This is a genomic window from Desulfosporomusa polytropa (assembly GCF_055380075.1).
This window is the reverse complement of sequence record NZ_AP042400.1, coordinates 2543150-2566889: the sequence shown is the minus strand read 5'-3', so window position 1 is coordinate 2566889 and position 23740 is coordinate 2543150. Positions and strand designations below refer to the sequence as shown.

The window sequence follows — 23740 nt, the reverse complement described above, 5'->3', positions numbered from 1 at the left end:
TTATTTTAAGGTTTTTTTCTCAAGCTAAAATAAAAGCTGGCTCCTTCATTGACTTTTCCTGTTATCCATGCCGTGCCATGGTGTCGTTTAAGTATTTTTTGGCATATTGCTAATCCAACGCCAGAACCTTCAAATTCATTATTAGAGTGAAGTCTCTGGAATATGTTAAACAATCTGGATGAATATTTCATGTCAAAACCTGCGCCGTTATCTTGAATTGCAATAACAAATTCAGTATCAGTTTGTGTAGCGGTAACCTTGATAGACGCTGTTGCTTTATGGCGCGTATATTTTAAGGCGTTGGAAAGAATATTTTGTACAAGCAGTTTGAGCATTAGAGCGTCTCCTTGAATGGTAGGGAGAGGCGCCAGTGTAAATTCAATATCTCGCACCGGTTCCAGTGCAACTAGTTCAGTATAGGTCTTGGAGAATAACTGACTTAAGTCAATAGTAGTTAGATTCATCTTCCTTTCACACATACGTGATAAATCAAGCAGGTGATCGATGATTTGGATGACTTCCTGGGATTTTTCCTGGATGTTGCTGATTAGTTCCTGTCCATCGGCATCAATTTTATCTGCGTAATCAGCAGCAAGATATTCGGTAAGTTTATTTAAAGATAGTAAAGGCGATTTTAGATCATGGGCAACCGAGTAGCAGAAACTATCTAGTTCGCTATTAGCATGCTGCAGGGATTCGGCCTGCTTTTTTAGTTTGATATGGGTGTTGACTCTGGCAAGCAATTCAGAAGTATTGAAGGGCTTGGTCACATAGTCCTGTGCACCCAGCTGAAATCCTTTGCTGATACTTGCTTCATCATTAAGCGAGGTCAAAAAGATTATCGGAATCGAACGGAAGGCAGGATTGCTTTTGATCATCTGACAAATCTCAAAACCATTTATTTCCGGCATATAAATATCAAGGAGAATCAGGTCGGCCATATGTTGTTCCAGTAATTTTAAAGCTGTATTACCTTTGGTAGCAACGCGAACGTGAAAATTATTATTGCGAAGTACGACCACCGCAGTTTCTATATGCTCAGGTGTATCATCAACAATTAGTATTGTTGGTTTTTCAACAGGCTTATTAAAATTCACCATAAATCATCTCCGTAAAGTCGAATGTCGATATCTAATTTTAAAGTAGCAGTAACTTGAATACAAGTAGTTCTTGGTTATATAAAAACAAAAAAGTATTTGTCAATTGTATTTATTTGCATTACAATAAAAGAAAAAAGTTTCTTATGGCATAGTGGCCGTTTGAGCAATCAAACTTGCTGGCTATGTCTTTTTGCTATTTTCCGTGTCAGGAGGTGTATTCATGCCAGCCAAATTTATTGTAAAACAGTCAACAATTAGTGCCTTAATGCTTGTGCTTTTTCTTATCATTGCGCTGCTGCTTGGGGGGAGTGTTATGTATATGAACATTAGTATTCAAGACGAGCAAACAGCAGAGAAAAGGCGAACTGAATTTAAGCAGTTAGGTATTAATCTAGCAACTGCTTCTGACTATTTGACAGATGAAGCACGAAAGTACGCTGTCACAACAGACGCTATCCATATGTATAAATACTGGGAAGAAATTAATCTGACAAAAACCAGGGATTATGTTATAGCACGGTTAGGAGAACTGAATGCTCCTAGTGCCGAAATGGAATTACTTGCAGAAGCTAAAAAAAATTCGGATGCCCTCGTAGAAACAGAGAAGGAGTCCATGCGGTTGGTACTTGAAGCGCAAGGGATACTTGAAAGTGAGATACCTCCGGAGGTTGCCGTCTTTCAGCTAAATGAGCAGACAAAAAGGTTAAGTCCGGAAGAAAAACTAGCCAGAGCGCGGAGTATCATGTTTGACGGTAAATATGACTTAGACAAGCGCAGTATAATGAGTCCGATCGCGCAATTTCAAAATATCATGAATGCCCGCTTAGAAGCAGACTTATCAGCTGCCCGTGACAGAACAAATAAGGCTGCACTAGTACAGGCTATACTTGCAGTAATTATTATTGGGGCTGTCGCTACGCTGATGAGACTTTTTTTTACCCAAGTCAATCGTCCAATTCAAAACTATAATGAAGTACTAAAAGCCTTTTCTCTTGATAACGAACATTTTAGGCTTGTGCCGGAAGGCTCACAGGAATTAAGGCTCCTTGCGGACACCTTTAATAAATTGTTTACTTCTATGAAGTCTGCCAAAGAAGAAGCCGAGCAGGCCAACAGGGCTAAAAGCGAATTCCTTGCTCATATGAGTCATGAAATACGTACGCCAATGAATACTGTTATTGGCTATAATTACTTGCTTGGCAGCACAATGCTTACGACGAAGCAGCAGGAATATATCGACAGGATGAGTAAGGCGGCCAAGGGACTTTTGACTATTATCACTGAAATTCTTGATTTTTCGAAGATTGAGGCGCAGCGAATGACAGTAGAAGCAGTAGAATTTGATTTATATGATACCATTCACGAGCTGTGCAGTATGGTAGAGGTGGAGGCGAGGCAAAAGGGCCTGCTTTTTAATCGTGATATTCAGCCTGATGTACCAATGTATGTTAAAGGTGACATAGTCAAGCTTAAGCAAGTTATTTTGAATCTACTTTCTAATAGTGTCAAATTTACTCATCATGGCAGTATTGCTGTTTTGGTAGAAGTTATTGAAAATAAGGGCAGTCAAATTAACCTTGGTGTCAAAGTAACAGATACAGGAATTGGAATTAGTCAAGAGCAGCAGCAGCGACTATTTAATGCGTTTACACAAGGTGATGCCTCAACGTCAAGAAAATATGGCGGTACCGGGTTAGGGTTGGCTATTTCCCGGAAAATAATAGAGCTTATGGCAGGGAGCATTAGTATTCAAAGTGTTGTCGACCAAGGATCTTGCTTTGGTTTTACTGTACCGCTTGAAACTGTTGATAAAATTACCTATCACCAAACAGATGCTGAAATAAATAAGAAATTCATGATAAACAAGCATATTTTGTTAGTCGAAGATAATTTGATTAACCTGCAGATGACTAAGGAAATCCTGGAAACTTTTGGTTTGACAGTTGATACCGCCCCAAGCGGGCGAATGGCGTTAGAACAGATAAGTAAAATTCAGTATGATGCCATTTTGTTAGATATACGGATGCCGGAAATGGATGGCTATGAAACTGCGAGACAGATAATAGCCGCAAAAAGAGGGGAATGTCCGCCGCTGGTGGCTTTGTCGGCTGATGCTGTCCAAGGGGTAGAGGAAAAAGCCAAACAAGCTGGGTTTAGCGGCTATCTGACCAAGCCATTGGAGGCAGCAAAATTAGTCGGCGTTCTTAAAAAGTATCTGTGTTTGCCGCCAGAGTTAGGGTCAGTAGAAGAAATAGCTGCCGATGGGACTAACAACGATACGTGTTTGGACGTTAAAAGTGCCGTTACACGTTTAGGAGGCAAGACGTCAGTATATAAAGAGCTGCTACGGCGTTTTATAATCCACGGTGAGGATGCAAGAAACATAGCAGAACGGTTATCTAAGGGTGAATTTGATTGCGCAAAAATGTTGCTGCATACGCTTAAAGGCACGGCAGCTAACATCGGCGCCAACAGGTTAGCTCAGGTTTGCCGCCAATTAGAGCAGACAATAGAGCAAAAGGACGGTCGCGCGGTCCTGGCGGGTACAGCAAATTTAGCAATTGTTTTAGATGAAACCTGCCTGTGTGCGATGGAATATGAGGCTGGTATTGCTGTTGAAGCAGTGAACGCACCGCTTGTTGGTCAAATAACTGATAGTCGCGATGTGCTGGAAAAGATCGTGGAATTACTTGAAGCTGGTGATGCCGAGGCAGCTATTTTACTTGAACAGTCGCAGGATATTCTTCAAAAAGGTATTTGCAGTGATGCATATTGGCAAATTCATAGTACGATAAAAGCTTATGCTTTTGACGAAGCATCAAAGCAAATTAAAGCAATACTAGCCAAAGAAGAAAACAAGTCATGAACTGGAGGAGAAAAATATGTATAAGGTGCTGCTGATTGATGATGATAAGACTGCCCGTTATATTCTAAAGCGCTTCAACTGGAAAGCATACGGGTTCATGATTGCCGGTGAGGCCAGTGATGGGAAAGAAGCGTTACAAATGCTTACTAATGACAACTTTGATCTAGTTATTACTGACATTAAGATGCCGGGAATGGATGGCATCGAATTTTCGAACGAACTAAAGTGGGCCAATGTGGATATTTGCCTGATTTTTCTTAGTACTCACAGCGACTTTAAGTATGCTAAACAAGCCATAAGGCTTGGGGTGTTTGACTATATAACAAAACCTGTTGAAGATGCAGTACTTTGCGAAGTATTGGATCGAGTCAGACTGCATTTAGCAAGAAAAGAGAGTAGCCGGCTAAAAATACAGGAAGAGCATAGGTTGATAGAAGAAAGCCTGGCCGTACATTATCCTGTAAATAAAGAAAAAGAAATAATGAAATATATATTAACAGGTAATGCTGCAGCAATGGCAGTAGCTGAAGAGACTGTTAACGAATTAGCCGAAATGTTGGGGCAGGATACCTTGAAATTAGAGCAATTGCTGGCAATTATACTGGCTAATTTTAATCAGGTAATAACCAAACATTTTCCGTGGCTGCCTAACTTTGAAAGTACGGTATATCATGACAAGATAGAACGTAGTAACTCGCTGGCAGTTGTTAAAGATAGTTTTCTTAGCTGCGTTGCTTCAAGGATAAAAGTTATTAGAAAATATGAACTACATCACACGGACAGTGTTATCAGCAGAACCTGCCAATATGTTATGGAACATATTGAAGAAAGCAACACCCTTGAGGTGATTGCCAATGAAGTATTGCTGCATAAAGATTATTTAAGCAAAATATTTAAGCAAAAAACAGGTTTAAATTTAAATGATTATGTTACAAAAGCCAAAATGGAGCATGCTAAACAGCTTCTAAGTATGGGCAGGTATAAAAATTATGAAATAAGCGAGCGGCTTGGTTATAGCAGTCCGGATTATTTTTGTCGCCTTTTTAAAAAATACACACGTCAGACGCCGTTGGAGTATAAGAGAAGACTTGGTTTGTGACAAGTCTTTTTTTGTGTCTCAGAATGGTTACTTTTTGACAGACAAAAAGTTTTCTTAGCGGTTTTTTAATGCAAAATAACGGGATTTTGCTGTTTTCAATGACTGTTAAACACTATAAAATAGAGATATCAATAAAAAAAGTAATCCACCAGCACAGGCGCTGTGAGAAGACAGTATCCGGTTAACGGATATTCCTTTCTTACAGCGCCTTTTTGTTTGGACCTAGCGCTATGGCATCTATTAGCACCTGAAATGGCCAATTCGGTGTTGGAGTAACTAAAAAATGCTTGAAAGGTGGAATTCTCATGACCAAGGGTGTTATGCAAAAATTTAAGAAGCGCCTTGCTGCAGCTATATCGGTGACTTTAGTGGCAAGTGTAATGCTTACAGGCTGTTCATCAAACCAGCCAGCCAAACAAGCGGCGTCCGCATCAGGTGACACAATTAAAGTAGGTATATTGCATTCGCTTAGCGGCACAATGGCAATCAGCGAAGTATCTGTTAAGGATGCGGAACTAATGGCTATCGAAGAAATTAATGCTTCCGGAGGTCTATTAGGCAAAAAGATTGAACCGGTAATTGAAGACGGTGCATCTAACTGGACTACCTTCGCAGAAAAAGCTAAAAAGTTGTTACAAAAGGATAAGGTCGCTACAGTTTTTGGTTGCTGGACATCGGCAAGTCGCAAGGCTGTTCTGCCAGTATTCGAAGAAAACAAAGGGCTGCTCTGGTATCCGGTCCAATACGAAGGGATGGAGGCGTCGCCTAATATCTTTTACACAGGGGCTGCTCCTAATCAGCAAATAGTTCCGGCTGTGGAATGGCTGCTGCAAAACAAAGGCAAAAAGATGTTCTTATTAGGTTCTGACTATGTATTCCCCCGTACCGCCAACAAAATTATCAAAGAACAGCTGAAAGCCATGGGCGGCGAATTAATTGCCGAAGAATATACTCCTCTCGGCCACACTGATTACAGCACAATTATTAATAAGATTAAAGCTTCCAAGCCAGATATTGTGTTTAATACCCTAAATGGGGACAGTAATGTGGCGTTCTTTAAACAACTTAAGGATGCGGGTATTACTGCTAAAGATCTTACAACCTGTTCTGTAAGCGTAGCAGAAGAAGAAGTTCGCGGGATTGGTGCCGACAATCTGAAGGGCCATCTAGTGTCCTGGAACTACTATCAAACTACTGATACGCCAGAAAACAAAGAGTTTGTTAAGAAGTATAAGGCCAAATACGGTGCCGACAGGGTAACAGACGATCCGATTGAAGCAGCTTATATTGCCGTTCATTTATGGGCCCAAGCTGTTACTAAAGCAGGTACAACTGATATCGAGAAAGTAAAAGAGGCAGCAAAAGGTATTGAGTTCCAAGCACCGGAAGGACTTGTTAAAATCGAAGGTGAGAATCAACATATCTGGAAGCCGGTTAGAATTGGCGAAGTTACGGAAGACGGTTTAATAAAAGAAATTTGGAGTACTGGCAAGACGGTACGACCTGACCCCTATCTTAAGACATATGATTGGGCCAAAGGAATAAGCAACTAGTACTAAGACGGTTTATGCAGTCAGGCGGTGCAGCAGGTGATTGGTCTGCATCGCCTGACATAATAAAACAAGGTGGTGGGCAGATGGATACGTATATCTTACAGCTTTTTAATGGCATTAGCGTCAGTTCAATATATATGCTGGCCGCCCTGGGGCTGGCCATTACCTTCGGCTTAATGAAGGTCATTAATATGGCCCATGGTGAATTCATTATGATTGGTGCTTATGTAACCTATGTTATTCAGAATATTTTTTTGAGCTATGTTGATAAAAGTCTTTTTGGTTTATACTTTGTTGTCGCAATTCCAGTAGCTTTTGTTATTGCCGGTGCGATGGGTTTCGTACTCGAAACTTTGGTGATAAAGCATCTTTACGGCAGACCTTTGGATAGTATGTTAGCCACCTGGGGGATAAGTTTGATTCTCCAGCAATTGGCTAGAAGTATTTTTGGAGCGCCAAACGTTGATGTAAAAAGCCCGGCTTGGTTAGACGGGGCTTTATTACTTACTCAAGGCGTGCAGTTACCGTATAAACGGCTATTTATCATCGCCCTAGTTATTGTCTGTATCATAGGGATGTTTGTGCTGTTGTACAAAAGCAAATATGGTATCTGGATAAGAGCTGTTATGCAAAACAGAGAAATGGCGGCTAGCCTTGGTATTAATACCAGACTTGTTGACGCTTACACTTTTGCTGTAGGCTCAGGTGTTGCCGGTATTGCTGGCTGTGCGTTAACCTTGCTCGGTTCCATTGGTTCTACCCTTGGTACGTACTATATTGTGGACACTTTTATGGTTGTTGTGCTTGGTGGTGTGGGAACACTGCTTGGTACAGTCGCAGGGGGGCTGGTAATCGGTACTGCGAACACTACCTTTGAGTTTTTCACCAATACTTCAGTAGGCAAAGTGTTAGTCTTTACACTTGTTATTATGTTTTTGCAATGGCGGCCTAAAGGGCTATTTACCATTAACAGCCGCTCGTTAGATTAAGCAGCATACAAAGGAAGGAGGGCTACCCTTGAACCTTTTACATAGGATTAAATCTAAAGAAAAACTAGTTTTTCTGATTATTGTTGCCGGGCTGGTATTGGCGCCCCTGTTTTTATCAGAATTCAGAACAAATCTGCTGGGAAAGTTTGTGGCCTATGCGATTTTGGCCATTGGACTGGATTTGATCTGGGGTTATACAGGGATTATGAGTCTCGGTCACGGAGTATATTTTGGCATTGGGGCCTATGCTATGGCCATGTATTTAAAGTTGGAAGCGGCAAAAGGCAAATTACCGGACTTTATGTCCTGGAGCGGCCTTGAGGTTTTGCCGTGGTTTTGGGCACCTTTTGCCAATGGGGCGGTGGCTATGGTCTTAGCCATACTCATCCCAACATTGATAGCCTTTGTAATTGGCTATTTAACCTTTAAGAATCGTATTCAAGGCGTGTATTTTTCGATACTATCACAAGCCTTAGCCATTATATTTGTCGTACTTTTTGTCGGTCAGCAAGCCTATACCGGCGGTACAAACGGCTTAACAAACTATAAGAGTATCATGGGCTTTTCGTTAGCGGATGATACAACCAAGCTGGTTCTCTATTATGTGACAGTAGGTCTGCTGGTTGTGACCTACACTATCTGCCGGGTATTGGTGGAACGCCGGATCGGCAAAATACTTATCGCAATTCGCGATGGCGAAAATAGAGTCCGATTTTCCGGGTATAACCCGGCCACCTATAAGATCTTCGTTTATTGCCTTTCCGCCGCTTTTGCGGGTTTGGCCGGTGCTATCTTTGTACCGCAGGTGGGCATCATTTCTCCAGCTGAGATGGGCATCGTTCCTTCCATTGAAATGATCATTTGGGTAGCCATCGGCGGGAGGGGAACTTTAGTCGGGGCTGTTATCGGAGCCATCCTTGTTAACGCTCTCAAGAGCGGTGTAAGTGAAAGCTTCCCTGATGTGTGGTCGTATTTTATTGGCTTTGCCTTTGTCGGTGTAGTTTTGTTTATGCCTGAAGGCCTTGTCGGACTTGTCAGGAAGTTTGCCCAGCGCGTAGGTGTTCCCAAAAATAAGGGTGTAAAGCCAAGTGAGGCAGCATGATGGTGAAAGGTGGCAGGACAAATGGAACCAATTTTGCAGATTGATAATCTGACTGTTAGTTTTGATGGCTTTAAGGCCGTAAATAGTGTAAATACCGAGATTGCTAAAGGCGAAATACGATTTTTTATTGGCCCTAACGGCGCAGGTAAAACAACATTGCTTGATGCAATTTGTGGGCGGGTAAAGCCTGCAGATGGTCAGGTTTTATTTAAAGGAAATCTGGATGTAACAAGATATGCCGAACATGAGATCGTTAATATCGGTATTGGCCGTAAGTTTCAAGTTCCGTCAGTATTTACGAGTCTTACTGTCGATGAAAACATGGAGCTTACAGTGGTAAAAGATCGCTCGTTGTATTCCTCCCTGTTTGGTAGTATGAGCAAAGCGCAGCAAGAGTGTAATGATGATATATTAAACACCATTGGTCTATATGAAAAACGCCACAGCGAAGCAGCGGCATTATCGCATGGGGAAAAGCAGTGGCTGGAAATTGGTATGCTGCTAGCGCAGCAGCCCAAGTTAATGCTGCTTGATGAACCCGTTGCCGGCATGGGCAGAAGAGAAACTGAGAAGACCGGGGAATTACTTAAAAAGATTTGTAATGATTGCACCGTTGTAGTTGTTGAGCATGATATGCAGTTCGTCAGAGACTTTGCAACTAAAGTCACGGTGTTGCATGAAGGCGCAGTACTTGATGAAGGCAGTGTTTATGATGTACAAAACAATCCCAAAGTCATCGACGTCTATCTAGGGCGAGGTGGCGAGCATGATGCTTAGCGTAAAAAATTTAGATGCATTTTATGGCGAAAGTAATATTTTAAACAAAGTAAATATTGAGGTAGCGGCAGGGACAGTTGTTTGCCTGCTAGGCCGGAATGGGGTCGGTAAGTCAACTTTTCTCAAGAGTTTAATGGGTCTTGTAAATACTCCCACAGGTAGTATTGTTTTTAACGGCCAGGAGCTTATCAATGACGCTACATACCAGCGAGCCAGGCAGGGTATTGGCTATGTACCGCAGGGACGAGATATTTTCCCGCAATTAACCGTTTATGAGAATTTGCTGCTAGGCCTTGAAATGGCTGGCAGTAAAGGTCAAGTTAGTGATAAAATATTCACCTTGTTTCCTATTTTAAAAACCATGCTCAATAGAAAAGGCGGTGACTTAAGCGGCGGTCAACAGCAGCAATTAGCTATTGCCAGGGCCCTTGCAACCAATCCTAAACTGCTTATTTTAGATGAGCCGACTGAAGGGATTCAACCGTCAGTAATTAAGGATATTGGCAGAGTTATTAAGCAGCTACGGCAGGAAGGAAATATAACTATTCTTATAGTTGAGCAGTATCTCGAATTTATCATGGATGTCGCTGACTACTATTATGTCATGGAAAAAGGGCAGATTGTGGCAGAAGGTTTGACCAAAGACAGTAATCAAGAAGAAATTCAAAAAAGAATGGCTGTTTAGGTGAAGTGTTGATAGGGGGTTAGAGAATGCATCTGAGTCCAATGGAAAAAGATAAACTTTTAATTTATGTTGCCGGGCAGGTAGCACGTGAACGCCTGAACCGGGGGCTGCAGCTCAACTATCCTGAGGCTGTAGCCTTGATAACAGCAGAATTGCTGGAACGCATTCGCGATGGTTATAGTGTGGCTCAACTTATGGACATGGGGACTAAAATTTTAGGACGTGATCAGGTTATGGAAGGCGTGCCGGAAATGATCGATGAAATTCAGCTAGAAGGAACTTTTCCTGATGGCACAAAGCTGGTTACCGTGCATCATCCCATTCGGTTAGCAGGGAGGCCTTAACTATGATACCAGGCGAACTAAAGTTGGCAAATGAGATCATTCGTGCTAACTGTAATCTTGTAATAGATAGAATAACTGTTGCCAATACTGGTGACCGGCCAATTCAGGTAGGGTCTCACTTTCACTTTTTTGAGGTCAACCGCTACTTAGTATTTGATCGAACTAAGTCCTGGGGGATGCGGCTTAATATTCCCTCAGGGACTGCTGTCCGCTTCGAACCTGGCGAGAGCCGCGCTGTAGAACTTGTAGCGTTTTCCGGCAGCGGCCCTTGGTTTGGTGCTAATAACTTAACTGCAGGTTCGACCAACCGGCAGCAATGCATTGACCGGGCTAGAGAAAAAGGATTTGTGAAATAGCTTTTAAGAAGAGGCCAAGGGGGGACGATAGTGAGTTTAATAATGACACGGCGGCAGCATGCCGATATGTATGGGCCGACTACCGGCGATAAAATACGATTAGCCGATACTGAGCTATGGGCTGAAATTGAGAACGACCTGACAAAACCCGGTGATGAAGCCAAATTTGGCGGCGGGAAGGTCATACGTGATGGTATGGGACAAGACCCAGAGGCGCTCGCAGAAGCCATGGACCTTGTGATTACCAACGCGGTAATCATTGATCATTGGGGTATTATTAAGGCCGATATTGGAATTAAAGACGGTCGAATTTACGGAGTAGGTCAGGCAGGCAATCCGAAAACAATGGCTGGTGTCAATCTTTCTATCGGGGCTGGCACAGAGGTTATTGCCGGCGAGAACCACATCGTTACAGCTGGCGGCATAGATTCACACATCCACTTCATTTGCCCCCAGCAAATCGAAACAGCCATTGCTTCAGGAGTCACTACCATGCTGGGCGGTGGCACTGGCCCGGCAGCAGGTACCAATGCCACCACGTGCACACCAGGCGAGTGGAATATGTATCGTATGCTTCAGGCTGCAGAAGCGTTTCCGATAAATCTTGGCTTTTTTGGTAAGGGAAACAATTCGTGTCCTGAGCCGTTAGTCGCCCAAGTTAAAGCGGGAGCAATTGGTCTCAAATTACACGAAGACTGGGGTTCTACTCCGGCAGCCATTGACTGTTGTCTAAAAGTGGCTGACGAATATGATGTCCAGGTTGCCATTCATACCGACACGCTAAATGAAGCCGGATTTGTAGAAGATACGATTGCAGCTATTGGCGGTCGTACAATCCATACCTTTCACACCGAAGGAGCCGGCGGCGGACATGCACCAGACATTATTACGGTAGCTTCACTGCCGAATGTCCTGCCATCGTCAACGAATCCTACCAGACCGTTTACAGTAAATACCTTAGAAGAACACTTAGATATGCTGATGGTTTGTCATCATCTTGATAAAAACGTTCCGGAAGATGTTGCTTTTGCTGACTCACGTATTCGCCCTGAAACGATAGCTGCCGAGGATATCCTTCACGATTTGGGTGTTATCTCCATGATGTCATCAGACTCCCAGGCCATGGGGCGGGTCGGGGAGGTCATTATCAGAACCTGGCAGACAGCCCATAAGATGAAGTTGCAGCGGGGAGCATTAGCAGGAGACAATTCAAATAGTGATAATAACCGTATTAAACGGTATATCAGCAAATACACTATTAATCCGGCGATAACTCACGGTATTAGTCATATGGTTGGGTCGGTGGAGCAAGGGAAACTAGCTGACCTGGTATTGTGGCAGCCCAAGTTTTTTGGTGTTAAGCCGGCCCTGGTTATTAAAGGGGGCTTGATCATGAATGCTGCTATGGGTGATGCTAACGCCTCTATTCCGACACCACAGCCTGTAATCCAGCGGCCGATGTTTGCTGCTTTTGGTAAGGCTATTGCCAGTTGTGCAGTTACTTTTGTTTCGCAAGCTGCCGATACTGCTAGGCTAACAGAGCAGCTCAAGCTGGAGAAAACGCTAGTGCCTGTTATTAATTGCCGCAATATTAGCAAGCAAGATATGAAGCATAACTTTGCAACACCTGCTATTTCAGTAGATCCCGAAACGTATCAGGTTACAGCTGATGGCGAGGCACTTGTCTGTGAACCACTGGCTGTACTGCCTATGGCGCAGCGGTATTTTCTATTTTAATAGAAGCGAATGTAAGAGGGAGTTAGTCGAAATGATGATTCGTCAAGTTGTAGGTAAACTAGCTGATTTGAATCTTGGTCATTACGGTGGCAGTACGGACTTGACCATTGAAAGGGTAGTACTATCCTGGGATGAGCTTCATAAAAGAATCTTGCGCAAAACTACTGACGTGGGCCAGGATATTGGCATCCAGCTGGAGACCGGACATTTACACCCCGGCGATATTTTGCACCGCGAGGGTAATCATATCGTTATTGTGGAAGTCAAAGAAGAAGCTGTTTTAGTTGTGTCTGTCAGCACTATGCGTGCTATGGGGTTGGCAGCGCACGCAATCGGTAACCTGCATGCACCAATCGAAATTATTAACCAAACAGTGATTACACCCTATAATTCCGTTTTAGAGGATCAGTTGCAAAAGCTGGGTTTAGCAACACAAGTAGAAAATCGGCCTTTTGCCCCATGAACAAGCCTTCATTACAAGCAGGACTGAGGCTCATGCAGCTCGCTGATTCCGCTTTTCCTTCAGGAAGTTTTACGCAGTCTTTTGGGATGGAAACCTTTATTCAGCGTGGTGATATTAAAAACGGACAACAGTTGACTAACTATATGCAGACTTACCTTTACTATACTTGGCGAGCCACAGACTTACTGGCTGTTAAGCTTGCCTGGCAGGCAGCCGGGATGTCGGGTATGAACAAGCTGGCTTCTTTGGATAAACGGCTTCATGCGATGAAACTACCTTATGAAAGCCGGGATGGCAGTGTAAAAATGGGTAAGCGTCTACGACAAATGTTAGGTGAAATTGATCCAGCGTATCAGCTTGATAGTAAGCTGCCTTGGTGCCATCATGCGATAGTATTTGGCCACTATGGTGCAATGGGTATGGAACTCGCTCCGCTATTGGCGGCCTATGCTCATGCTGCTGTTGTTTCTTTAGTTGCCAATGGCGTACGGGCCATTCCACTGGGGCAGACTAGCGGCCAGCAAGTCATTGCTCAGCTTCAGCCACTCTTAGAGCAGTGTATTGACTGGGTTTTAGCGGCAACAGAACAGGATTGGGGCGGGAGTGCCCCTGCTTTTGACTGGGCTGGGATGGCTCATGAATGCTTATATTCACGAATCTTTATGTCATAGGAGGCCAGGTTATGAAACCCATTCGAATTGGAGTAGGTGGTCCGGTTGGTGCAGGGAAAACAGCGCTGGTAGAAAAACTAACCCGATATTTAGCGACTGATTTTAGCTTAGCTGTTATAACCAACGATATTTTTACTAAAGAAGATGCGCAGTTTCTTTGTCATAACGGTATTTTGCCGCCTGACCGTATTATTGGTGTCGAGACAGGCGGCTGTCCTCATACAGCCATACGGGAAGATGCTTCGATGAATCTGGAAGCAATGGAAGCTTTACTAGAGCGTCATCCTGACTTGGAGATTATTTTCGTGGAAAGCGGCGGTGATAACCTAGCTGCAACCTTTAGCCCCGAACTTGTCGATGTGGCCATTTATATTATTGATGTCGCGCAGGGTGAAAAGATTCCCCGCAAAGGCGGTCCAGGCATTACGCGCTCAGACCTGTTGGTTATTAATAAAATTGACCTGGCCCCGTATGTTGGTGCCAGCCTGGAAGTTATGGCCAGCGATTCTAAACGCATGCGCGGTGAGAGACCATTTTTGTTTACGAACTTAAAAACCGAAGAGGGCTTGCAGCAAGTTTTATCCTGGATTCGTCACAATGTCATTATGGAGGATATTGCCTGATGCTAGCCAAATTAAAGCAGGGAATTGTTCAAGCTGAGGTAGCGGCGATAAATGGTCGTAGTGTGCTTAGTTCCGTACGGCAGCGTATGCCGCTCCGGGTATCTAGCCCGCTTTATCCTGTCAGTGAACAGACAGTAAATTTTTTTATCATGAATCCTGCTGCTGGTCTTCTTCAGGGAGATCAGCATTCTATTTATGTACGTGTAAAAGAAAATGCGCAAGCTGTCATAATGGGGCAGGGTGCTACGAAGGTTTTCCGTTCCCCCACGTGCAACTTTTCCAAACAGTTTACAACAATATGTGTAGAGGCTGGTGCGCGGCTGGAGTATATGCCGGAAGTTGTAATTCCCTTTGCAGAAAGCTGTCTGTTAAGTAGAACCAATATCCTGGTTTCAAGCCAGGCATCGGTTCTATTCTGGGAAATTAATGCTCCCGGCCGTTCAGCGCGGCAAGAGTGTTTCGCCTATAGTAAACTGGATCAGCAGACTAATATCTATATTGATAAGGAGCTTATCTTTAGTGATCGGTTTGTGCTTGAGCCATCAATCGTTCCGACTGAGCTACAGTCGTGGAACAATCCTCTTGGCCTTGTACATGGCTATACGCATACTGGTACTTTTTGGGTTATTAACCCGAACGCCAAGCAGGAACTAGACTATATGGTGCAGCGAAATACGGAAGCTGAGGAAGGCTTTCTTGAAAAAATAGCTAACAAGTACGGTGTGTTATTAGCAGGTACTAAGCTCACCAAAGAGGCTTATTGTTTTCGTGCATTAGGACGTAATGCAGATAATATTCAAGAAGCCTTCAAAGAATTATGGCAGATTTTCCGCAAGCGTTTATTTAATCAAACCGCCTGGCCATGGCGAAAATATTAACATGGAAAATCCGTACTTGCTTTTGCCTCATTGCGTAGTTCTCTCACGTTTCCCGGTCAATCATAGTGTTGAAAAGCGGTTAACGTAATAAGTTCGAGGCGTTAGGGAGACTTTTATCCAGATGGAAAATATAACTTTCCCTGGATTGAACGACTAAGGCTTCTGCCGGCGACGCACCCGGATGGTGCTAGTGCCGATTACGCCATGGAGGGCATAGCAATTCGGCCGTCCTGACGGACTTGGCACAAGCCAAGTCTTTCTTATCCTGCAGCCATTGCAGTGAGCAGTTGCCGACTTTTCAAGGCAGTATGCTGAGAACGGATTCTACAGAATTTTTCTTAATATAGATAATTTAACAAATTCTAAAGAAACTCTAAAATTTATGTGGTATATTTATCCTAGGTAAATAATTCACCGGTAAATTACTTTACCTAAAAGCTTTATCAAAGATGAGAATGTTTGGTAGAACTATTACAATGTGATGGAGGTTTTCCAATGAAAAAGAGTTTACTTATTTTAGGATCGTTCCTTGTTTTGAGTACAGGCACAAGTTTTGCTGCTCCACTCAATAACCTGGCTAACGAACAAACGGCGGTTGGCGCAACTGGTGACACGGTTTATATTGAACATAAATTTGGTGATCGCTTTACGCTTGGGTATCAAGCCAGCGACCGTGATAACTATGGTGATATGAAAGATGTTTACGGGCAGTACCAGTTTTCCGAGAATGTCCGAGGTATAGTCGGCAATCGGGATTTTGATTATCATGATTCAGAGATGTATCTGGGGTTAGGTCTGCAGGGGTCATTAGCGCCGAAAATTGACGGATCTGCTGCGTTTATTGCCGGTGATGAATTTAAAGAAGTACAAGTAGGGGCTGGTTTTCAATTAGCTACCAATGTTGATCTCAATGTTACATATACCAATTTTATGCCTGATGAAGGCCGCGATAAAGATCAGGTTGAAGTTGGTGCAACCTTTAAGTTTTAAAATTCCGAGTGCGTATAGCAAGTCCGCGGAATACGTCATAAGTGTTTGTTAAGCTAGTGTGGCAATGGCAGCCATGCCAAGGGAAAGGGGATGGCTCGTTGAAATCGAGACTCCCCTTTTTTGTCCAATGGAAAGTATAATTTTGCCTGGATTGAACGCCTATACCCTAAAGGGCACAGGCGGCTTTTGCCGGCGACGCATCCGGATGGCATAGCAATTCGGTCGTCCTGAGGGACTTGGCACAAGCCAAGTCTTTTCTTATAAGATAAGAAAGTATAAGTTTTTGAGAGTCGTGGAGGTCTTATAAAACAAGGTGTGTCAAATACGAAACCTGGAGCAGGTGGCTGTACTGTTTGCGTCCAGTAACCCTCGTAACTCCCGTAATCCCTCGGCCTTTGCCGGAAAAAGCGTTCCGCAGGAGAAAAGCCGGGCGGTATTCCGTAAAAAAATCCGTACTCTCTGAGTGTTGCGAGTTTACGAATTTTAGGAATACCGCCTGGCTTTTCAGCTTTTGGAGGCTTGGGGCCTAGACCTTTTGTTTCCGCGTGCGTAATATTCATTTGCGTGAACAATGAATAATTACTTGTTGTAGGTTTACACTATAAATATGGTACACTTTGTCATTTATGGAATAATAGGCTGGTGTCTTGAAATTATCTGGACAGGTGCAGGTTCGCTATTAAATGGAGATGTTTGTTTGACAGCCACAACCTATTTGTGGATGTTTCCAATATATGGGTTAGTAACATTGTTTGAACCACTGCATGACGCAATTAGGCTCTGGCCGATGTGGGAGCGCGGTACTGTCTGGATGTTACTTTATTTTGCCGTTGAGTACCTTACTGGTTGGGTGCTAAGTGTACTAATCGGCACAATACCTTGGGATTACTCCAGTAATGCCCTCAATATACAGGGGCTAATACGTTTAGATTATGCGCCTGCTTGGTTTGTTGCCGGCCTATTATTTGAAAAAATTCACGACTGGTTAGACCAGATTCGGATATCAATAGTATAGGTGTAGCTTCAAGGCAGAGGATATTGGTGTCTATAACAATATTTTCCTCGAAAAAAGGGAATAGTTGGTTTGCTTGTTTGTCGATTTGTGTTTATAATAGTGAAATAGTTTAAATTTGTGTTTCGAAGAGGAAACATTTAAGTATGTAAAGTTTGCATACCTAAATGTTTCTTTTTTTTATCCAGATGGAAAGTATAACTTTCCCTGGATTGAACGACTAAGGCTTCTGCCGACGTCCGAAAGGACTTGGCACAAGCCAAGTCTTTTCTTATAAAATACTATTCATTACAAAGGGGAGAGTTAGGATGAAAAAAGGTTTTGTATATCTGATGTTGGTAATGTTTGTGATCACCGGGGTGTTGACAGGCTGTGGCACTAGCAACTCTAAAGTTGTAAAAATCGGTTTCGTGGGGCCATTGACAGGTGGGAACGCGGCTATTGGTATTGGTATGAAAAACTCGGTGGATTTAGCTATTAAACAAGCTAATGCATCAGGAAAACTGCCTTACAAAATTGAATTGGTGGCGGTGGATGATGCTGGCGATCCTACTACGGCTGTTAATGCTGCAAATAAACTTATTGCAGATCCAGGCGTTATATCAGTAGTAGCTCATTTTAACAGTGGTGCGGCATTGGCTACCGTACCGGTATTTCACAAAAACGGGATGCCAACTGTTATTGCAGCGGCAATACATAATGACATAACCAAAGGTGGCTTCAAGGAAATCACCCGGGTTATTACGGCAGCCGATGTACAGAATGAAGTGGCAGGTAATGTAGCCACTAAAGACTGGGGCCTAAAGAAGTTTGCTGTTATCCATGACAAAACCGACTACGGCAAAACGAATGCTGAGCAGTTCATTGCTTCGGTAAAAAATAATGGCGGTGAAATCGTTTCTTTTGATGGCATATCTGTAGGACAGCAAGACTTTGCTGCGCTGTTGACTATTATTAAGAGTAATAATCCGGACATGGTCTTTTTCGGTGGTGTTGCAACTGAAGCGGCGCTGATTAAACGTCAAATGGGCGAGTTACAAATGAATGCAATTTTCATGAGCGATTCAGGAATTTTGTCAGAGACCTTCAATAAAATAGGCGGGCCTGCTGCGGATGGAACATTAGCCCATGGTATAGGAAAACCGTTGGAGGATTTGCCAGGTGGAAAAGACTTTATGAAAGCCTATGCAGATGCAAAATACGCGGAGCCGCATGAAGCCTATGCGCCTTTTGCCTATGATGCTGCAAATATTATTATTAAAGCCTTGGAAAAAGCTGGTCCGGATCGTGTGAAAATGGCAGAAGCTATTCGTGGTATTACTAGCTTTGAGGGTATACTTGGCGAAACAACGTTCGATGATAAAGGCCAGACGCGTCTTAAAATTATCACTACCTACATCAGCGAAGGTGGAAAATGGGTTCCATACTATCGCTCAGGCATGAAAGTTATCGATAAAAAAATTCAAAAGCAATAACGTAACAGGGGGGATACCATTGACTGGGGAGCTTATTATTCAGCAGTTACTCAATGCGCTAAGCCTGGGAGTCATGTATTCCTTGATGGCCGTAGGGTTTACACTGTTTTTTGGGGTAATAGAAGTTATTAACTTTGCTCATGGTGAAGTATTTATGTTGGGTGCTTTTGGTGCGCTCGCAGCCAGCGGAATCTTTATTTCCGCTGGCGTAGCCCCCGGTTCGATTGGACTGTTTGTGCTGGTTTTACTAGCCGTTTTAGTAGTCGGCGGATTAATTGGTGCAGTAATGGAGCGGACTATTATTAAACCTATGCGGTCGGCACCGGAGATCATGACACTATTGATTACGCTGGGTGCATCAATAGTCATGCGGGAAGCGGTGATGCTATTTTTCCCTAATGGTCGCAATCCGCAGCCGTTTCCCCAACTAATTGCCTTGAAAAGCTTTTCAATCGGCGGTGTGCTTATAAAACCTGACATAGTATTGACAGTCGTTTTGGCGACGCTGTTAATAACTGGTTTGCATCTATTGATTCAAAAAACGGCTTTTGGCAGATATATCAGGGCTACGGCACAGGACCGGGAAGCAGCAAAGATGATGGGGATACGGGTAGATCGAGTATTTCTAATTACTTTTGTTTTAGGATCGGCTTTAGGGGCGGTTGCCGGACTGATGAACGGGATGTCTTATGGTATTGTTAAATTCACAATGGGTTTTATCGTCGGTATCAAAGGGTTTGCTGCGGCAGTTGTTGGTGGTCTTGGTAATGTGTATGGTGCAGTAGCAGGTGGTTTGCTTTTAGGATTTTTAGAGACCATGGCCGTGGCCTTTATTCCTGATGGTTCAAGGTTTCAAGAAAGCATTAGTTTCATTATTGTAATTCTTTTCTTAGTCTTCAGGCCGGGCGGTATCTTTGGTGAGCGGACTTATGAAAAGGTTTAAGGAGGGACGTTTATGTCGCTAAGAATCCTTGTGGCAGAACTTATATGTTATGCGGGATTTTTGCCTTTTGTGATGATTGAAGATCCTTTGTTTGTGTTGCTGGTTGCTGTTCTTATTTCTATGCTGGCAATAGGCATGCTGCGTTATAAAAAGGATTTTTGGCTGCAATTAAAGTCCGAGTTCAGTCAAAATATGGGTCAGGCTTTTGGAATGGCAATTATTATAGCCTTGAGTTTTCCTTTAATCGTTGCTGGTAATCCGTACTGGCTTCAAGTTACAAACTTAGCAATGTTGTACGCTATGATGGCATTAGGTTTAAATCTGATGACTGGGCGGGCAGGGTTGGTATGTCTCGGTTATGCAGCTTTTGTTGCTATCGGGGCCTATGTAGTAGGCATTTTAACATTAAAAGCAGGCGTGTCTTTTTGGCTGGCATTGATTATGGCAGGATTTGTAGCTAGTTTATTTGGCATTGTGCTTGGTCTGCCGGCTTTGCGAGTAAAGGGTCATTATCTTGCCCTTGTCACTATTGCCTTTGGGCTTATTGTGCAAGAATTATTGTTGAATTTTGAAAGCATTACAGGGGGAACCAATGGGCTAATTAATATTCCTTCACCGCAACTATTTGGTTTTGATTTGAGCACTCCGTTAAATTTGGGTTTCACCAGCTTGCCCTATCAAGCCAATTTTTATTATGTAATTATCGTTTTGCTAGCCTTATCCGTATTTTTTGTGAATAGATTGAGCCATTCCTTTTTGGGGTTGTGCCTTAATGCTATGCGTGAGGATCAACTGGCGGCACAGTGCTATGGGTTAAATCTGACGAAATACAAATTGCTGGCTTTTGCAATTGGTGCCTTTTTTGGTGGGATAGTCGGTGGCGTATACGCAGGTATGATTAATTTTATCGCTCCGGAGAATTTTGGTTTTCAGCAGTCGGTACTAGTGCTTAGCATGGTGATTTTCGGGGGATTGGACTCAATTCCCGGTGCCGTCCTGGGTGCGATTATCTTGACAGTTATTCCGGAAAAGTTCAGAGCGTTTGATGATTTTCGCTTGATGTTTTATGGAATCATTATTGTGTCCTGTCTGTTGTTTATGCCGCAAGGACTATTGCCTTTTAAGCATCGTATCATTACTACCAAGCCCAAAGAGCAGGAGGAATAGAATTATGCTAACAGTGCAGGGATTAACTATTCAGTTCGGAGGCTTGGTTGCGGTAGATCATGTCGATATGTCGTTAAAGCAAGGCAAGACCCTAGGGGTTATCGGGCCTAATGGATCAGGTAAAACAACGTTGTTTAATCTGTTGTCAGGGATTTACTTGCCTACGAGTGGCAGCATCCAGCTCAATGAAGTGGCAATCCAAGGACGCAGTGCCGATCAGGTGTTTCGTATGGGAATTGCGCGTACATTCCAGAACGGTCGACTCTTTTGGAACTTGAATGTCATTGAAAATGTTATGATGGGTTTTGAAGAAGTTCGCACTATATCGCTAAGAGGTACCTTGTTTGGCCGCAGTGGCCAATTATATAAAAAGTCAATTGACAAAGCGACTGAGATCATGAGTATTTTCGGCGATCTGTTAATTAAGCAAAGTAATAAATTGTCGAAAGATCTATCATATGCGGATAGGCGCCGATTAGAAATTTGCCGGGCATTGGCGGCTCAGCCCAAAATCCTGCTTCTAGACGAACCATCGGCAGGGATGGACGCCATAGAAACGGCGACTTTGATGAGTGATCTCAATAAAGTGAAAGCTAAATTACCTGATTTATCCATCATCGTGGTTGAACATGATATGGATTTTATTAAAGGCTTGGTTGACCAGGTAATGGTGTTAAACTATGGACGGTGTATTGCTTGCGGTTCTTTTGACGAAGTGGAACAAGACCCGGAAGTCATTAAAGCGTACTTAGGTCAGGAGGAATCGGCATGCTAACGATCAATAAGGTTTCCACAGCATATGGTTCTATTCCGGTGCTTAAGGATGTGTCACTCAAGGTGCCGCGTGGCTCGATTACTTGTTTGTTGGGCAGCAATGGCGCTGGTAAAACAACGATGATTAAAACCATTTTGGGCTTGGTACCGGCGCTGACCGGTGAAATTGTTTTTGGGGGTAAGAAAATTAATGGTTTGCCTACTGAGGACATTGTTAAAAGTGGTATTGCTGTAGTTCCGGAAGGCCGACGGGTTTTTCCAAAAATGACAGTCTGGGAAAACCTGCAAATCGGGGCTTGTAATATCAAAGATAAAGCCCAGGTCCGTTCTAGTCTGGATAAAGTATTCACTCTGTTCCCGCGTTTGGCCGAAAGAAGCAGTCAGAATGCAGGCACGATGAGTGGCGGTGAACAGCAAATGGTGGCCATGGGCCGAGCAATGATGAGTCAACCGCAAATTATGCTGATGGATGAGCCTTCGCTGGGTTTAGCACCGCTCATGGTCAATGAAATTTTCCGTACTATTGATGAGATTAGTAAAGAAGGTACCACTGTCTTATTAATTGAACAAAATGGATTCAAAGCTATCCAAATGTCCCATCACGCCTATTTGTTGCAAAAGGGAAGAATTATCTTGGAAAGTACGGAGTCTGATCCGGCTTCCAAAGAGAAAATAAAAGAAGTATACCTTAAACATGGGACAGGAGGGAATAGCAGTGAGTCTAATGAGTGAATGGGATGCTGGGGCAGCGATTAAATTGCTGCAGGATATGATCGCCATTAATACAACAAACCCGCCAGGCAATGAAAGTAGTTTGGCAAAATGGCTTGCTGACTGGCTAAAAGAGCGCAATATAGATAGCGAAATTATTGAGATTGAGAGTGGCCGCAGCAATCTTATCGTAACCATTAAAGGGAAAAACAGCAATTCGTCACTACTTTATACAGGACATATGGATACGGTGCCCCCAGGCCAGCAAAAGTGGCTGTACGACCCTTTTGCTGCCGAGATTGTCAATGGCCGGCTTTATGGTCGTGGTGCCGCTGATATGAAAAGTGGCTTGGCGGCGATGCTTTATTCATTAGTTTTGCTGAAACGGCAAGGCTTTGTGCCAGAACAAGATGTTATCTTGTTGGCCACTGCCGGGGAAGAAGTAAGTTGTCTTGGGGCCAAGGCCTTTGTTGCAGCTGGCGGTATGAAAAAGGTAGCGGCAGCCGTGGTCGGTGAACCTAGCAACGGAGATGTCATTGTGACACATAAAGGTGCTGCCTGGTTGGAAATCACTACCCGGGGATCTACGGCGCACGGTTCAATGCCACATTTGGGAGTAAATGCTATCGTAAGGATGAACGCAATTATAACGAAATTGACTGCAGTTTCTTTTGATTTGCCGCCAAATAAATGGCTGGGTATGCCTACATTGAGTATCAACCAGATTGCGGGCGGAGTTGCGACAAATGTGGTGCCAGATGCGTGTACCTGCCAGGTGGATTTTCGATTAATACCAGGCCAAACAGCCAGCGATGCGCAAAAAATAATTGAGGATATCATTCTCGCGCTCAAACAAACTGAACCCAACTTTGCTGCCGAGGTAAAGTTGCTGCATTCCTGTGATCCAGTAGCGTGCCCAGAAGACCATCCGGTGATCAGCTTGGCGCAGCAGTGTGTCCAGGAATATTCGCAAGCAGCGGTAACTGTCAGAGGCGTAAATTTCTACACCGATGCTTCTATTTTGTTACAAGGTAAAAATTTGCCGGTTATATTTTATGGTCCGGGAGATGATGCGCAGGCTCATCAGCCAGATGAGTATGTAGTGATCGAAAAGTATTTGGCTGCGGTGCGTTTTTACGAAGATTTTGCAAAAGGCTTTAAATCGTAAGTGATTAATTTGGTAAGGACTAAATCTTGCAAAATTTGCCGGGTTTAGTCCTTAAAAGTACCAGTTTTCTCTCAAACAAACAATGTTACGAGTTTGTTTGACTCAAGTTAGACATCATGGTATAATCTTACATGGTAAATTGATGCATGGTAAAAGTGTGATTATAAATTAAAAATTAGGCAAAGACGCCGTGAAAGTTCGAATAGTAGTAGATGCGAATACACGGCGTTTTTATTTTTTGCTGTTACAATTTGTAT

The 23740-nt window shown here is 43.3% G+C and carries 23 protein-coding genes; 22 read left to right on the top strand and 1 reads right to left on the bottom strand.

The features are described 5' to 3' along the window. Positions 1-5: 5 nt before the first annotated feature. Positions 6-1100, bottom strand: a complete 1095-nt coding sequence (locus ACZ449_RS13930; RefSeq protein WP_464261574.1) for a response regulator — start codon at positions 1098-1100, stop codon at positions 6-8. A 220-nt stretch (positions 1101-1320) separates the two neighbouring features. Here ACZ449_RS13930 and ACZ449_RS13925 point away from each other — a divergent pair, with 220 nt between their 5' ends. From ACZ449_RS13925 to ACZ449_RS13820, 22 genes are all read left to right on the top strand, one after another. Beyond that, entirely contained in the window at positions 1321-3966 is a 2646-nt protein-coding gene (locus ACZ449_RS13925) for an ATP-binding protein (protein WP_464261573.1), read from the top strand. 16 nt (positions 3967-3982) lie between these two features. Beyond that, positions 3983-5065: a response regulator transcription factor gene (locus ACZ449_RS13920; protein WP_464261572.1), complete on the top strand. Its 1083-nt coding sequence runs from the start codon at positions 3983-3985 to the stop codon at positions 5063-5065. A 305-nt stretch (positions 5066-5370) separates the two neighbouring features. Continuing rightward, complete coding sequence (gene urtA, locus ACZ449_RS13915) at positions 5371-6618, top strand: urea ABC transporter substrate-binding protein (protein ID WP_464261571.1); 1248 nt, start codon at positions 5371-5373, stop codon at positions 6616-6618. A gap of 83 nt (positions 6619-6701) precedes the next feature. Next, complete coding sequence (gene urtB, locus ACZ449_RS13910) at positions 6702-7607, top strand: urea ABC transporter permease subunit UrtB (protein WP_464261570.1); 906 nt, start codon at positions 6702-6704, stop codon at positions 7605-7607. A gap of 28 nt (positions 7608-7635) precedes the next feature. Next, a complete protein-coding gene (gene urtC, locus ACZ449_RS13905; RefSeq protein WP_464261569.1) occupies positions 7636-8709 on the top strand; it encodes an urea ABC transporter permease subunit UrtC in 1074 nt (357 codons plus the stop codon). 21 nt (positions 8710-8730) lie between these two features. Beyond that, positions 8731-9486, top strand: coding sequence for an urea ABC transporter ATP-binding protein UrtD (gene urtD, locus ACZ449_RS13900; protein ID WP_464261568.1), 756 nt, complete (start codon positions 8731-8733; stop codon positions 9484-9486). After that, the gene (urtE, locus tag ACZ449_RS13895) at positions 9476-10171 is read left to right on the top strand and encodes an urea ABC transporter ATP-binding subunit UrtE (protein WP_464261567.1); all 696 of its coding nucleotides are present in this window, start codon (positions 9476-9478) and stop codon (positions 10169-10171) included. The genes urtD and urtE overlap by 11 nt, the downstream gene beginning before the upstream one ends. Positions 10172-10197: 26 nt before the next feature. Then, positions 10198-10515: an urease subunit gamma gene (locus ACZ449_RS13890; protein ID WP_464261566.1), complete on the top strand. Its 318-nt coding sequence runs from the start codon at positions 10198-10200 to the stop codon at positions 10513-10515. Positions 10516-10517: 2 nt separating this feature from the next. Next, positions 10518-10871, top strand: a complete 354-nt coding sequence (gene ureB, locus ACZ449_RS13885; protein WP_464261565.1) for an urease subunit beta — start codon at positions 10518-10520, stop codon at positions 10869-10871. Between the two features lie 30 nt (positions 10872-10901). After that, positions 10902-12608 carry an urease subunit alpha gene (gene ureC, locus ACZ449_RS13880; protein WP_464261564.1) on the top strand — a complete coding sequence of 569 codons (1707 nt, stop codon included), beginning with the start codon at positions 10902-10904 and terminating at the stop codon, positions 12606-12608. Positions 12609-12639: 31 nt separating this feature from the next. Continuing rightward, on the top strand, positions 12640-13071 hold the full coding sequence (locus ACZ449_RS13875; RefSeq protein ID WP_464261563.1) for an urease accessory protein UreE: 432 nt from the start codon (positions 12640-12642) through the stop codon (positions 13069-13071). Positions 13072-13103: 32 nt separating this feature from the next. Continuing rightward, complete coding sequence (locus ACZ449_RS13870; protein ID WP_464261562.1) at positions 13104-13742, top strand: urease accessory protein UreF; 639 nt, start codon at positions 13104-13106, stop codon at positions 13740-13742. Positions 13743-13753: 11 nt separating this feature from the next. Then, the gene (gene ureG, locus ACZ449_RS13865) at positions 13754-14365 is read left to right on the top strand and encodes an urease accessory protein UreG (RefSeq protein ID WP_464261561.1); all 612 of its coding nucleotides are present in this window, start codon (positions 13754-13756) and stop codon (positions 14363-14365) included. Next, positions 14365-15243, top strand: a complete 879-nt coding sequence (locus ACZ449_RS13860) for an urease accessory protein UreD (RefSeq protein WP_464261560.1) — start codon at positions 14365-14367, stop codon at positions 15241-15243. The genes ureG and ACZ449_RS13860 overlap by 1 nt, the downstream gene beginning before the upstream one ends. A 495-nt stretch (positions 15244-15738) precedes the next feature. Further along, complete coding sequence (locus ACZ449_RS13855; RefSeq protein ID WP_464261559.1) at positions 15739-16233, top strand: hypothetical protein; 495 nt, start codon at positions 15739-15741, stop codon at positions 16231-16233. A gap of 607 nt (positions 16234-16840) precedes the next feature. Continuing rightward, positions 16841-17248 (top strand): putative ABC transporter permease, encoded by a 408-nt coding sequence (locus ACZ449_RS13850; protein ID WP_464261558.1) that lies wholly within the window; start codon positions 16841-16843, stop codon positions 17246-17248. 305 nt (positions 17249-17553) lie between these two features. Beyond that, positions 17554-18720: a branched-chain amino acid ABC transporter substrate-binding protein gene (locus ACZ449_RS13845; RefSeq protein WP_094607346.1), complete on the top strand. Its 1167-nt coding sequence runs from the start codon at positions 17554-17556 to the stop codon at positions 18718-18720. Between the two features lie 19 nt (positions 18721-18739). Beyond that, the gene (locus ACZ449_RS13840; RefSeq protein WP_094607345.1) at positions 18740-19663 is read left to right on the top strand and encodes a branched-chain amino acid ABC transporter permease; all 924 of its coding nucleotides are present in this window, start codon (positions 18740-18742) and stop codon (positions 19661-19663) included. A gap of 12 nt (positions 19664-19675) precedes the next feature. Further along, positions 19676-20830 carry a branched-chain amino acid ABC transporter permease gene (locus tag ACZ449_RS13835; RefSeq protein ID WP_464261557.1) on the top strand — a complete coding sequence of 385 codons (1155 nt, stop codon included), beginning with the start codon at positions 19676-19678 and terminating at the stop codon, positions 20828-20830. A gap of 4 nt (positions 20831-20834) precedes the next feature. After that, entirely contained in the window at positions 20835-21605 is a 771-nt protein-coding gene (locus ACZ449_RS13830; protein ID WP_464261556.1) for an ABC transporter ATP-binding protein, read from the top strand. After that, the gene (locus ACZ449_RS13825; protein ID WP_464261555.1) at positions 21599-22336 is read left to right on the top strand and encodes an ABC transporter ATP-binding protein; all 738 of its coding nucleotides are present in this window, start codon (positions 21599-21601) and stop codon (positions 22334-22336) included. Before ACZ449_RS13830 ends, ACZ449_RS13825 begins: the two co-directional genes overlap by 7 nt. After that, positions 22329-23483 (top strand): M20 family metallopeptidase, encoded by a 1155-nt coding sequence (locus ACZ449_RS13820; RefSeq protein WP_464261871.1) that lies wholly within the window; start codon positions 22329-22331, stop codon positions 23481-23483. The genes ACZ449_RS13825 and ACZ449_RS13820 overlap by 8 nt, the downstream gene beginning before the upstream one ends. Positions 23484-23740: the final 257 nt, after the last annotated feature.

Bases quoted from the DNA above. Each gene is read 5' to 3' on its own strand.
- ACZ449_RS13925 (WP_464261573.1), top strand. From the start codon at position 1,321: ATGCCAGCCAAATTTATTGTAAAACAGTCAACAATTAGTGCCTTAATG.
- urtE (WP_464261567.1), top strand. From the start codon at position 9,476: ATGATGCTTAGCGTAAAAAATTTAGATGCATTTTATGGCGAAAGTAAT.
- ACZ449_RS13875 (WP_464261563.1), top strand. From the start codon at position 12,640: ATGATGATTCGTCAAGTTGTAGGTAAACTAGCTGATTTGAATCTTGGT.
- ACZ449_RS13890 (WP_464261566.1), top strand. From the start codon at position 10,198: ATGCATCTGAGTCCAATGGAAAAAGATAAACTTTTAATTTATGTTGCC.
- urtD (WP_464261568.1), top strand. From the start codon at position 8,731: ATGGAACCAATTTTGCAGATTGATAATCTGACTGTTAGTTTTGATGGC.
- urtA (WP_464261571.1), top strand. From the start codon at position 5,371: ATGACCAAGGGTGTTATGCAAAAATTTAAGAAGCGCCTTGCTGCAGCT.
- urtB (WP_464261570.1), top strand. From the start codon at position 6,702: ATGGATACGTATATCTTACAGCTTTTTAATGGCATTAGCGTCAGTTCA.
- ACZ449_RS13930 (WP_464261574.1), bottom strand. From the start codon at position 1,100: ATGGTGAATTTTAATAAGCCTGTTGAAAAACCAACAATACTAATTGTT.
- ureG (WP_464261561.1), top strand. From the start codon at position 13,754: ATGAAACCCATTCGAATTGGAGTAGGTGGTCCGGTTGGTGCAGGGAAA.
- ACZ449_RS13855 (WP_464261559.1), top strand. From the start codon at position 15,739: ATGAAAAAGAGTTTACTTATTTTAGGATCGTTCCTTGTTTTGAGTACA.
- ACZ449_RS13830 (WP_464261556.1), top strand. From the start codon at position 20,835: ATGCTAACAGTGCAGGGATTAACTATTCAGTTCGGAGGCTTGGTTGCG.
- ACZ449_RS13835 (WP_464261557.1), top strand. From the start codon at position 19,676: ATGTCGCTAAGAATCCTTGTGGCAGAACTTATATGTTATGCGGGATTT.
- ACZ449_RS13845 (WP_094607346.1), top strand. From the start codon at position 17,554: ATGAAAAAAGGTTTTGTATATCTGATGTTGGTAATGTTTGTGATCACC.
- ACZ449_RS13860 (WP_464261560.1), top strand. From the start codon at position 14,365: ATGCTAGCCAAATTAAAGCAGGGAATTGTTCAAGCTGAGGTAGCGGCG.
- ACZ449_RS13920 (WP_464261572.1), top strand. From the start codon at position 3,983: ATGTATAAGGTGCTGCTGATTGATGATGATAAGACTGCCCGTTATATT.
- ACZ449_RS13825 (WP_464261555.1), top strand. From the start codon at position 21,599: ATGCTAACGATCAATAAGGTTTCCACAGCATATGGTTCTATTCCGGTG.
- ACZ449_RS13820 (WP_464261871.1), top strand. From the start codon at position 22,329: ATGAGTGAATGGGATGCTGGGGCAGCGATTAAATTGCTGCAGGATATG.
- ureB (WP_464261565.1), top strand. From the start codon at position 10,518: ATGATACCAGGCGAACTAAAGTTGGCAAATGAGATCATTCGTGCTAAC.
- ACZ449_RS13850 (WP_464261558.1), top strand. From the start codon at position 16,841: ATGGTACACTTTGTCATTTATGGAATAATAGGCTGGTGTCTTGAAATT.
- ACZ449_RS13870 (WP_464261562.1), top strand. From the start codon at position 13,104: ATGCAGCTCGCTGATTCCGCTTTTCCTTCAGGAAGTTTTACGCAGTCT.